The sequence below is a fragment of the Streptomyces sp. rh34 genome, from assembly GCF_002551245.1.
Classification (GTDB): domain Bacteria; phylum Actinomycetota; class Actinomycetes; order Streptomycetales; family Streptomycetaceae; genus Streptomyces.
This window is the reverse complement of sequence record NZ_NTGZ01000234.1, coordinates 1-11390: the sequence shown is the minus strand read 5'-3', so window position 1 is coordinate 11390 and position 11390 is coordinate 1. Positions and strand designations below refer to the sequence as shown.

Annotated in this window: 11 protein-coding genes and 1 tRNA gene; 6 read left to right on the top strand and 6 right to left on the bottom strand. The window is 71.0% G+C overall.

What is annotated here, in order from left to right:
- Positions 1–75 precede the first annotated feature (75 nt).
- The 5 genes from CR470_RS30000 (at position 76) to CR470_RS29980 (ending at position 5138) form a co-directional block, all read left to right on the top strand.
- The gene (locus tag CR470_RS30000) at positions 76–1074 is read left to right on the top strand and encodes a carbohydrate ABC transporter permease (RefSeq protein ID WP_097870632.1); all 999 of its coding nucleotides are present in this window, start codon (positions 76–78) and stop codon (positions 1072–1074) included.
- A gap of 14 nt (positions 1075–1088) precedes the next feature.
- Positions 1089–2009 carry a carbohydrate ABC transporter permease gene (locus CR470_RS29995; RefSeq protein WP_097870631.1) on the top strand — a complete coding sequence of 307 codons (921 nt, stop codon included), beginning with the start codon at positions 1089–1091 and terminating at the stop codon, positions 2007–2009.
- Positions 2010–2183: 174 nt separating this feature from the next.
- Positions 2184–3653, top strand: a complete 1470-nt coding sequence (locus tag CR470_RS29990; protein ID WP_097870630.1) for a GH1 family beta-glucosidase — start codon at positions 2184–2186, stop codon at positions 3651–3653.
- 187 nt (positions 3654–3840) lie between these two features.
- Entirely contained in the window at positions 3841–4878 is a 1038-nt protein-coding gene (locus CR470_RS29985; protein WP_097870629.1) for a LacI family DNA-binding transcriptional regulator, read from the top strand.
- Positions 4875–5138, top strand: coding sequence for a lytic polysaccharide monooxygenase (locus CR470_RS29980; protein WP_257138959.1), 264 nt, complete (start codon positions 4875–4877; stop codon positions 5136–5138). The genes CR470_RS29985 and CR470_RS29980 overlap by 4 nt, the downstream gene beginning before the upstream one ends.
- A gap of 105 nt (positions 5139–5243) precedes the next feature.
- Here the strand turns inward: CR470_RS29980 and CR470_RS29975 are convergent.
- From CR470_RS29975 to CR470_RS29965, 3 genes are all read right to left on the bottom strand, one after another.
- Positions 5244–5316 (bottom strand) — tRNA-His (locus CR470_RS29975).
- 120 nt (positions 5317–5436) lie between these two features.
- A complete protein-coding gene (gene orn / locus CR470_RS29970; RefSeq protein WP_097870633.1) occupies positions 5437–6042 on the bottom strand; it encodes an oligoribonuclease in 606 nt (201 codons plus the stop codon).
- A 10-nt stretch (positions 6043–6052) separates the two neighbouring features.
- Positions 6053–7270 carry a helix-turn-helix domain-containing protein gene (locus tag CR470_RS29965; RefSeq protein ID WP_097870628.1) on the bottom strand — a complete coding sequence of 406 codons (1218 nt, stop codon included), beginning with the start codon at positions 7268–7270 and terminating at the stop codon, positions 6053–6055.
- 1027 nt (positions 7271–8297) lie between these two features.
- Here CR470_RS29965 and CR470_RS29960 point away from each other — a divergent pair.
- Positions 8298–8819: a universal stress protein gene (locus CR470_RS29960; RefSeq protein ID WP_097870627.1), complete on the top strand. Its 522-nt coding sequence runs from the start codon at positions 8298–8300 to the stop codon at positions 8817–8819.
- Between the two features lie 160 nt (positions 8820–8979).
- On the opposite strand, the gene glmS is transcribed toward CR470_RS29960, so the two are convergent.
- From glmS to CR470_RS29945, 3 genes are all read right to left on the bottom strand, one after another.
- A complete protein-coding gene (gene glmS, locus CR470_RS29955; protein ID WP_097870626.1) occupies positions 8980–10809 on the bottom strand; it encodes a glutamine--fructose-6-phosphate transaminase (isomerizing) in 1830 nt (609 codons plus the stop codon).
- A 75-nt stretch (positions 10810–10884) separates the two neighbouring features.
- Positions 10885–11160: a hypothetical protein gene (locus CR470_RS29950; RefSeq protein WP_050359765.1), complete on the bottom strand. Its 276-nt coding sequence runs from the start codon at positions 11158–11160 to the stop codon at positions 10885–10887.
- 86 nt (positions 11161–11246) lie between these two features.
- Positions 11247–11390: SHOCT domain-containing protein (locus CR470_RS29945; protein WP_143663904.1), on the bottom strand; the 144-nt coding region annotated here is incomplete at its 5' end.

Below are 11390 nucleotides of genomic sequence, written 5' to 3'. Positions count from 1 at the left end.
CCACCCGCCAGCCGCCCCACCCCCGCCAGCCGCCCCGGCCGTCCGTCGGCGCACCCAGGGAAGGACTCCCCGCCCGTGGCAACCTCGACCCCCACCCGGGATGCGTACGCGACCCCGCCCCGTGAACCGAAGAAGGAACCGCCGAGCGAACGGCGGCAGTTGTGGCGCAGCCGGCTGTGGCGGTTCGACGACAAGGCGTCCCCGTACGCGTACATCGCCCCGTTCTTCCTCGTCTTCGGGGCCTTCGGGCTCTACCCCCTCCTCTACACCGGCTGGATCGCCCTGCACCGGGTGGAGATGACCGGCCTGGACTCGATGGAGTGGGTGGGCTGGGAGAACTTCGACAAGATCCTGCACGACCCCGAGTTCTGGACCTCGGTCAGCAACACGTTCCTGATCGGCGTCATCTCCACCGTCCCGCAGCTCCTGGTCGCCCTCGGCCTGGCTCACCTCCTCAACTACAAGCTGCGGGCCAGCACGTTCTGGCGCACGATCATCCTCACCCCGTACGCGACCTCGGTCGCCTCGGCCGCCCTCGTCTTCGCCCTGGTGTTCCGGGCCGACGGCGGACTGCTGAACTGGACGCTCGGCCTCGTCGGCTTCGACCCGGTCAACTGGGCCAACGGGCACTGGACCTCGAAGCTCGCCATCTCCATCATCGTGATCTGGCGCTGGACCGGCTACAACGCGCTGATCTACCTCGCCGCGATGCAGGCCGTCCCCAACGACCTCTACGAAGCAGCCTCGTTGGACGGCGCCTCACGCTGGCAGCAGTTCCGCAAGGTCACCATCCCCTCGCTGCGGCCGACGATCCTGTTCACCATCGTCATCTCCACCATCGGCTCCATGCAGCTCTTCGGCGAGCCGCTGCTGCTGGAGGGCGGCGCGCTGGGCGCCACCGGCGGCAACGAGAACCAGTACGAGACGCTCAGCATCTACCTCTACAACTACGGCTGGAACCTCGGACATCTCGGTCCGGCCGCCGCCGTCGCCTGGGCGATGCTCGCCCTCCTCCTCCTCATCGCCGCGGCCAACTGGTTCATCGGCCGATTCGTCCGCAAGTCCGCGGTCTGACCGGGAGCGCCTCCATGACCATGACCAGCCCCACGCACACCGCCCCCGTGAAGCTCGCGCCGGCCCCGAAGGGCGGTGCCCCGCAGCGACCGAGCCGCTTCCGGATGGGCGCCGGCCAGCAGATGAAGGGCGGCCCGTTCGCGTACATCGCGCTCGCCGTCGTCGGCTTCGGCTCGCTGCTGCCGCTCTACTGGACCCTGGTCGCGGCCTCCCGCACCCAGGACGAAGTCCTCGCCTCCACCCCGCCGTTCCTCCCGGGCGGCAAGCTGCTGGAGAACGTCCAGACGGCCTGGGAACAGGCCAACCTCGGCAAGGCGATCCTCAACAGCGTCATCGTCTCGTCCTCCATCACCCTCGCGACGCTCTTCTTCTGCACGCTCGCCGGATACGCGTTCGCCAAGATGCGCTTCCGGGGCCGCGGCTGGCTGATGACCGCGGTCATCGCCACCCTCACCATCCCGCCGCAGCTCAGCGTCGTCCCGCTGTTCATGATGATGTCCGGCCTCGGCTGGGGCGGGCAGCTCGAATCGGTGATCTTCCCGACACTGGTGAGCGCGTTCGGCGTGTTCTTCATGCGCCAGTACCTGATCGAGGCGCTGCCGTACGAGCTGATCGAGGCGGCCAAGATCGACGGCGCCAACAACCTCCGCATCGTGGTGAGCGTGGTGCTGCCGGTGGCCCGCCCCGCGATGATGGTGCTCGGGATGCTCACCTTCGTCCAGGCGTGGAACGACTTCTTCTGGCCCTACCTCGCCCTCAACCAGCAGAACCCGACCCTTCAGGTGGCCCTCGGCCAGCTCAGCGCCTCGTACACCCCCGACCAGTCCATCGTGATGGCGGGCGCGCTGATCAGCACGCTGCCGCTGCTGGTGGTGTTCGTGGTCTTCGGCAAGAAGATCGTCGGCGGGATCATGTCAGGCGCGGTGAAGGGCTGACCGCCCGTTCACCCCGGTGGAGGGCCGACCGCCCCCTTCGCCGCGGTGAGGGCTGACCACCCTTCCCTGCGGTGAAGGGTGGGCCGGACCCCTTCCCCCTCTGCCCTCCTGCCTCTTGCCCATCCTCCTTCCCTCCTCCTCTCACCCTCACCTTTCTCAAGGGAGCGCTCCCACATGACAGCCGTCCGACCTGACACGGTCCCGCAGCAGGCCCCCGCCGCCACGGCCCCCTTCCCGACCGGTTTCCTCTGGGGCGCGGCCACCGCCGCGTACCAGGTGGAGGGCGCGGCCGCCGAGATGGGCCGCACCCCCTCCATCTGGGACACCTTCAGCCACACGCCCGGCCGGGTCCTCGGCGGGGACACCGGGGACGTGGCGGCCGACCACTTCCACCGCTACCGCGACGACGTCGCCCTGATGAAGCGCCTCGGACTCCAGGCGTACCGCTTCTCGGTCTCCTGGTCCCGCGTCCAGCCCACCGGCCGGGGACCCGCCGTGGAACGCGGCCTGGACTTCTACCGGTCGCTCGTCGACGAACTGCTGGCAGCCGGCATCAAGCCCGTCGCCACGCTCTACCACTGGGACCTGCCACAGGAGTTGGAGGACGCGGGCGGCTGGCCCGAGCGGGCGACGGCCGAACGGTTCGCGGACTACGCGGCCATCATGGCCCGCGCCCTGGGCGACCGTGTCTCCCTGTGGACCACGCTGAACGAACCCTGGTGCTCGGCCTTCCTCGGTTACGGCTCCGGGGTCCACGCCCCCGGCCGCACCGAGCCGGCCGCCGCGCTGCGGGCCGCCCACCACCTCAACCTCGCCCACGGCCGGGCGGCCGAGGCGCTGCGCGCCAACCTCCCCGCTGCCGCGCAGACCTCGGTCACCCTCAACCTCCACCAGGTGCGCCCGCTGACCGGCAGCGAGGCCGACGCGGACGCGGCCCGCCGGATCGACGCGGTGGGCAACCGCGTCTTCACCGGGCCGATGCTGAAGGGCGCGTACCCGGAGGACCTGCTGGCCGACACCGAACGCATCGTGAACTGGCCCGAGCTGATCCATGAGGGCGACCTCGCCGCCATCGCCGCCCCGATCGACGTCCTCGGCGTCAACTACTACACGCCCACCATCGTCAGCGCCTCGCCCACCGGCGCCGGGGACACCCGCAACGACGGCCACGGAAGCAGCGAGCACTCCCCGTGGCCCGGCTCGGAGCACGTCGCCTTCCACCTCGCCGAGGGCCGGCCGGTCACCGCGATGAACTGGTCGGTCAAGCCGGAGGGCCTGTACGACCTCCTCATGGACGTCTCGCGCGAGCACCCGGACCTGCCGCTGATGGTCACCGAGAACGGCGCGGCCTTCGACGACGCCCCGGACGCGGAGGGCCGGGTCCACGACCCCGAGCGGATCGCCTATCTGCGGGGCCACCTGGAGGCGGTACGCCGGGCAGCGGCCGACGGGGCCGACGTACGGGGCTACTTCCTCTGGTCCCTGATGGACAACTTCGAGTGGGGCTACGGCTATGCGAAGCGCTTCGGCGCGGTGTACATCGACTACGCGACCCAGCGCCGTACACCGAAGTCCAGCGCCCACTGGTACGGCGACGTGATCGCCCGCCACGCGCTGCCCCCGGCCACCGGCCCGGACGCCTGACCTGGTGAGAGCGGTGGTGGGCCCGGTCGTCCCCGACCGGGCCCACCGCTTTTCCGTTCACGCTTGTTTTCCGGCCAAGCTTGGGAGCGCTCCCAATACACTGTCCGTACGCTCGTCGGGGTGATCGGCCCAGGACTTGGATTGACTGTACGGCTGTGAGAAATTGACCGGGAACGGGGAGGCGGCCATGGCGGCAGCGCGAGTACGGAGCGGCGGGCGGCCCACGCTCGAAGAGGTGGCGGCACGGGCCGGGGTCGGCCGGGGCACCGCCTCACGGGTCATCAACGGCTCGCCCCGGGTCAGCGACACGACTCGGCAGGCGGTCGAGGCGGCCGTGGCCGAGCTGGGGTACGTCCCCAACCGCGCCGCCCGCGCCCTGGCGGGCAACCGCACCGACGCCATCGCGCTGGTGGTGCCCGAGCCGGAGACCCGCTTCTTCGCCGAGCCGTACTTCTCCGCGATCGTGCGCGGTGTCGGCGCGGCCCTGGCGGACACCGAGATGCAGCTGCTCCTCACCCTCGTGGGCAACGACCGCGAGCGCCGTCGGCTCGCCCAGTACCTCACCGCCCACCGCGTCGACGGGGTCCTCCTGGTCGCCGTGCACGCCGACGACCCGCTGCCGGAGCTCCTGGAGCAGCTGGGCATGCCGTGCGTGATCAGCGGCGCCCGGGACGCGGCCGAGACGCTGCCCTCGGTCGACTCCGACAACTTCGAGGGCGCGCGGGCCGCCGTCGAGCACCTGGTCGCCCGGGGGCGCCGCCAGGTCGCCACGATCACCGGCCGCCTGGAGGTCTACGGCGCCCAGCGCCGCCTGGACGGCTACCGCGCGGCGGTCTCCGCCGCCGGTCTGGCCCCCGACGAGCGCCTCATCGCCCCCGCCGACTTCACCGAGGAGGGCGGAGCGAGGGCCATGCGCGACCTCCTCGCGCGCCGCCCCGGCCTCGACGCGGTGTTCGTCGCCTCCGACGTGATGGCCGCCGGCGCCCGCCAGGTCCTGCGCGAGGCGGACCGCCGCATCCCCGAGGACGTGGCCCTGGTCGGCTTCGACGACTCGGCGGTCGCCCGCCACATGCACCCGGCCCTCACCAGCGTCCGCCAGCCCATCGAGGAGATGGGCCGCCGGATGACCCAGCTCCTCCTGGACGAGATCGCGGGCCGGGACCCGGACGGCGAGCGCCCTTCGGTGGTGCTGCCCACGGAGCTGGTGGTCCGCGACTCGTCCTGACCGCCGGGGCGGCCGGTGCGGGGCGTGGCGGCCATCCGCGCGCTTTCAAGGACGGCTACGACCCGGCGAAGCCCCTGACCCGGGCCGACCTGGACCCGCAGCCGTTCCTCACCGCGCCGTTCGGCGGCCGGCAGCCGGGGTCGACGGTCACGCACGCGGGCAACCTGCCGCAGAAGTCGGGCAAGCACCTGATCCTCGGCGTCTGGACCATCGCGGACACCGGCAACGCCTTCTACGCCTGCTCCGACGTCACGTTCTGAGCGGTACTCCATGGAGCAACCCGTGCAGCACACCGTGCGTACACCGTGAAGAACGGCACTCCATGAAGAAGGGCCCCGGTCGCATGACCGGGGCCCTTCCTTCAGGGTGAGTAACGGGACTTGAACCCGCGACATCCTGGACCACAACCAGGTGCTCTGCCAGCTGAGCTATACCCACCATGTCGCCCGGGCGTTTCCGACCGGCCGAGAAAAAGTGTACAGGGTCCGGGAGGGTGCTCGCGCCCCCGTTTCCCGGGGCCGGTCCACGGGCGCTCGCGCGCCCGTGACCAGCGGGTTCCTACGGTGCGGCCGGGGCCGACAAGCGCGCCGCGATCTCCTTGGCGTGCTCGGAGTCCGGGCCGGGCTGCGGCACGAAGACCGCCTCCCGGTAGTAGCGGAGCTCCGTGATGGAGTCACGGATGTCCGCCAGCGCCCGGTGGTTGCCGTTCTTGGCCGGGCTGTTGAAATACGCCCGGGGGTACCAGCGCCGGGCCAGCTCCTTGACCGAGGACACGTCCACGATCCGGTAGTGGAGGTAGCCCTCCAGCTCCCGCATGTCCCGCGCCAGGAACCCGCGGTCGGTACCGACCGAGTTTCCGCAGAGCGGGGCCTTGCCGGGCTCCTTCACCTGCTCACGGACGTAGGCCAGGACCTGCTCCTCGGCGTCCGCCAGGGTGGTGCCCCCGGCCAGCTCGTCGAGGAGGCCCGAGGCGGTGTGCATCTGCCGCACCACCTCGGGCATGGTCTCCAGGGCCGCGTCCGGCGGGCGGATCACGATGTCCACCCCTTCGCCGAGCACGTTCAGCTCCGAGTCGGTGACCAGGGCGGCCACCTCGATGAGTGCGTCGTCCGTCAACGAGAGCCCGGTCATCTCGCAGTCGATCCACACCATGCGGTCGTTCATGCGCCCCACCCTACGGGGCACTCCGCTGTCCCGGCAGCGCCGGGCGTCCGGGAACGTACGCGTCAGGTCCCGGCAGGGACAGCTCCCCGGACCCCACCGACGCCGCCACGGGGACGGCCGCGGAGGACAGGGACGAGCCCCGGCGTCCGGACGGTGGCCCCTGGCTGGGCACCATCGTCTCGACCACCGTCGCGGCGCTCTCCGCCACCCCCTGCGGACGGCGGGCCCGGAAAGCGGCCCGGTACGCGGCGGGGGAGGAGCCGAGCTGGCGGCGGAAGTGCCCGCGCAGCGCGACCGGGGAGCGGAAGCCGCAGCGGCCGGCGACCTCGTCGACCGAATAGTCGGAGGTCTCCAGCAGCCGCTGCGCCTGCAGCACCCGCTGGGTGATCAGCCACTGCAACGGCGCGCTGCCGGTGAGCGAACGGAACCTGCGGTCGAAGGTGCGTCTGCTCATATAGGCGCGCGCGGCGAGCGTCTCCACGTCGAACTGCTCGTGCAGATGCTCCAGGGCCCAGGCCACGACCTCGGCGAGCGGGTCGGAGCCGATCTCCTCCGGTAAAGACCTGTCCAGGTAGCGCTCCTGCCCGCCACTGCGCCGCGGCGGCACGACGAGCCGGCGGGCGAGTGCCCCCGCGGCTTCCGTGCCGTGGTCGGTGCGGACTATATGGAGGCAGAGATCGATCCCGGCGGCGGTGCCGGCGGAGGTGAGCACATCGCCGTCGTCCACGAACAGCTCGCGCGGATCGACGTGCACCGACGGATAGCGCTTGGCCAGCGTCGGCGCGTACATCCAGTGTGTGGTGGCCGGCCGTCCGTCCAGCAGGCCGGCGGCCGCGAGCACGAAGGCTCCCGTGCACAGACCGACGATGCGGGCGCCCTCCTCGTGGGCGCGCCGCAGCGCGTCCAGTGCCTCGGCGGGCGGCGGCGAGGTGATCGACCGCCAGGCGGGCACCACCACGGTGCCGGCCCTGCTGATCGCCTCCAGGCCGTACGGCGCGGTGAGTTCGAGCCCACCGGTGGTGCGCAGCGGTCCTTCCTCGCCGCCGCAGACCAGCAGGCGGTAGCGGGGAACTCCCGCGTCCTGCCGGTCGATTCCGAAAACGGAGAGCGGGATGGAGCTCTCGAAGATAGGGCCGCCGCTGAACAGCAGCACGGCAACGACTTCCCGGCGTCGCCGCCCGGTCAGCTTGCGTGCGGCCTCCGTCGCGGCGGCGGAGTCCTGGCTCATGACGCTAAGCCCCCCTCGGTGTTCGCGTCTCCCTGGTCCTTACGGGCCTGTCGCTCCTGCACGTTTCCCCTCGGTGTCGCACGTGTCCCCAGTCTCCGATTTCCAAGATCGAATCTACTGCGTCGCGTGGTCCCGCCGTGACACCTTCCCCCACCAGCTCAATGTCGATAAGGAAACGTGGCGTGAAGCGTTCGATCACGAAGCGTTCCACCCGCGAAGCGCACAGGGAAGTGTCCTTCGGCAACGTGGCCCGTCCGCGTCGGGTGAAAGCGTACCGCGCGGTCCGTTCCTGCCTGGTGGGCGGTGGGGTGTCCGGCCATCGCGCGAAGGGTTCGGCACCCAGGTGAAGTTGGCTGAAAACCATCGGTTGTGTGTGCTGTATCCGGTCACGCCGGGCGCACAACCGGCGCCTGACGGCCACGCCGGTGCGCTCCCTCGTCGCCGTGAACCATGGCGTGTTCGGATCGCCGCGGGTGGATTCGGCGGGCCGTCGCGACGGGGACGGGGGCGAGGTCCCGCAGGGCCGGATTACCGACCGATGGGCCGTGGGGCACGAGAATCGCAGGCATCGGGGGCCGGCCGGGGGCGGCCCGGCGGACCTCGTCGTCCGCCGCGGCGGGGGCTGTCGCCGGGCTCGGCTCGAACGAGGATCGCGCCGAGCCCGTCGCGGCGCCACGCCCCGGGGTGATGAACCGGCGGCGGCGTGGCCAACAGGGACCGGGTGAGGACCTCACCGCCGCGTGCGCGGAGTGGCCGCCGGGCGTCGCGAAAAACAGGACGGCCGACCCTGTTCGCCCCCTCCGAGGCCCGTGTACGACACAACCGGCATTGCCATCCCGGGCAGGCTCGGGCATGCTCCCTCCAGCGTCGCGCACGCTTTTGCGGGGGTCTGGGCGGTGGAGGAGTGAGCCCGTACCCTTGGGGGTATGGGGTTGGGAAGATGATTCCCGGACAGAGCTTCACCACCAGCTGATGCACCTCTCGAAACCGTTCCCTCCTCACGAGGACACTCTTCGCCGAGATACCGATGGCCGGTCACGAAATCCCTGAACCCAAAGACCGCAAGCCGGTAGCCGACCCAGGGTCGGAGCCGCGGACGGTCGAAGAAGCACGCCATGCGTGCGATCCCGCCTTCCGGCACGGTGTCGTGGTCGGTTTCGACGGCTCCACGTCCAGTGAGCGGGCTCTCGCCTACGCCATCGGCATGGCCGGCCGCTCGGACTCCGGGCTGATCATCGTCCATGTCGCCAACCGGCTGCCGACCACGGTCTGGGCGGGCTGCGAGCCCCCCGTCTTCGTCGACGTCCCCGATCACCGCACCGAGGTCCTCGGCCTGGAGCTGGCCTGCGCGGACTACCTCTCCGAGGTGCCCTGGGTGCTCGTCGAGCGCGGTGGCGACATCTGCCACGAACTGGAGGAGGTCGGCCGGGAGTACGCCGCCGACGCCATCGTCGTGGGCTCCACGCACGGCATCGTGGGCCGGATCTTCGGGTCCGTGGCCGGCCGCCTCGCCCGCCGCGCGCAACGCCCCGTCATCGTCATTCCCTGAAGGGCTCCGGGCCGCGGAAACACCCGAGCGACCGGAGCGGCGTGAGCGAGCCGGGCGGTCCGAGCTTCCTGAGGGGCCGCCAGAAAGCCCTGTAGCGGCACGCGTTGGGCCCCGTACCGCCTTCGCGACGGTACGGGGCCCCAGGTCTGCGCGCGGCCGTCTACTCGACCGTGACGGACTTCGCCAGGTTGCGCGGCTTGTCGATGTCGCGGCCCATCGCGAGGGCCGTGTGGTACGCGAAGAGCTGGAGCGGGATGCCCATGAGGATCGGGTCCAGCTCGTTCTCGTTCTTCGGCACGACGATGGTGTGGTCGGCCTTCTCCTGCACCTGGTGGGCGACGGCGAGGATGCGGCCGCTGCGGGCCTTGATCTCCTCCATCGCGGCGCGGTTCTTCTCCAGCAGGTCGTCGTCCGGCACGATCGCCACGGTCGGCATCGCGGGCTCGATCAGCGCGAGCGGGCCGTGCTTCAGCTCGGAGGCCGGGTAGGCCTCGGCGTGGATGTACGAGACCTCCTTCAGCTTCAGGGAGGCCTCGCGGGCCACCGGGTAGCCGCGCACCCGGCCGATGAACATCATCGACTTGGCGTCCGCGTACTCCGCCGCGAGCCGCTTGATCTCGTCCTCGTTCGCCAGGATCTCGCTGATCTGCTCCGGCAGCCGGCGCAGCCCGTCGATGATCCGCTTGCCGTCCGCGACCGACAGGTCACGGATCCGGCCCAGGTGCAGGGCGAGCAGCGCGAAGGCGACCACGGTGTTGGTGAAGCACTTGGTCGAGACGACGCAGACCTCCGGGCCCGCGTGGACGTACGTACCGCCGTCGGCCTCACGGGCGATGGCGGAGCCGACCACGTTGACCACGCCGAGGACGCGGGCGCCCTTGCGCTTCAGCTCCTGGACGGCGGCCAGCACGTCGTACGTCTCACCCGACTGGGAGACCGCGATGTACAGGGTGTCGGGGTCCACGACCGGGTTGCGGTAGCGGAACTCGGAGGCCGGCTCGGCGTCGGCGGGGATGCGGGCCAGCTCCTCGATCAGCTGGGCGCCGATCTGGCCCGCGTGGTACGAGGTGCCGCAGCCGAGGATCTTGATCCGACGCACCCCGCGCGCCTCGCGGGCGTCGAGGTTGAGCCCGCCCAGGTGCACGGTGGAGAACCGGTCGTCGATCCGGCCGCGCAGGACGCGGTCCACGGCGTCGGCCTGCTCCGAGATCTCCTTGTGCATGTACGTGTCGTGGCCGCCCATGTCGTACGACTCGGCCTCCCACTCCACGGTGGTCGGCGTGGCCGTCGTGGTCGAGCCCTCCGTGGTGTACGTACGGAAGTCGTCGGCCTTCAGGGTGGCCATCTCGCCGTCGTCCAGCGTGACGACCTGGCGGGTGTGGGCGACCAGGGCGGCGACGTCGGAGGCGACGAACATCTCCTTCTCGCCGATGCCGAGGACGACCGGGGAGCCGTTGCGGGCGACCACGATGCGGTCGTTGAAGTCGGCGTGCAGCACGGCGATGCCGTAGGTGCCCTCGACCGAGCGCAGCGCCTCGCGGACCTTCTCCTCCAGGGTGTCGGCCTGGGCGCGGGCGATCAGGTGGACCAGCACCTCGGTGTCGGTCTCGGAGAGGAAGACGATGCCGTCGGCGGTGAGCTTGGCGCGCAGCTCGGAGGCGTTGTCGATGATCCCGTTGTGGACGACGGCGACCTTGTTCTCCGCGTCCATGTGCGGGTGGGCGTTCTCGTCGCTCGGCGCGCCGTGCGTGGCCCAGCGGGTGTGGGCGATGCCGGTGGTGCCGGCGAAGCGCTTGGGGACCTTGGCCTCCAGCTCGCGGACCCGCCCCTTGGCCTTGACCATCTTCAGCGCGCCCGGCTTGCCCGCCGCCGCCTTGCCGGTGATGACGATGCCCGCGGAGTCGTACCCCCGGTACTCCAGCCGCTGCAGGCCTTCCAGCAGCAGCGGAGCGACGTCACGCCTTCCGATGTATCCGACGATCCCGCACATGTGTTCTCTGCCCCTCCATCGACGTACACGCATTCCCGTTCGGCGCCCCGCACGGGCGCCCGGCCGACCCGCGGGTCAGCCGTAGACGATGCGGCGCAGCTGGCGGAGCGAGAGCTCCGGCGGCGCCACGGCGCGGTGCGGCAGCTCGGCCGCGATCCGCTCGAAGATCTCCGCGTTGACCAGGCCGCCGGACTGCAGTTCGCGGTGGCGGCGCCGGACGAAGTCGTCGGTGCTCTCGTCGAAGTACGCCAGCACGTCGAGGATCACCCGGGCCGCCTCGCCGCGCTGGAGCGCGGTGGAGCGTACGAGGTGGTCGATGAGGTCGTCGTGCGACGAGCGGCGTTCAAGCACCCGTCGATATTGCGTGCCGGGGCGTGCTTATGCAAGAAATCTGCCCGAAATCGGGCAGATAGTGCCTGGAATGCGGCCTGATCGCCTCACATGCTGCGCAGGACGGCCTGTTTCGCGGTGCTGAACTCCTCGTCGGTGAGCACCCCGGCCCGGTGCAGCTCGCCCAGCTCCCGCAGCCGCCGCAGCAGCGCGTCGTGGCCGCCCGCGGGCGGGGCGGCGGGGGCCGGCTC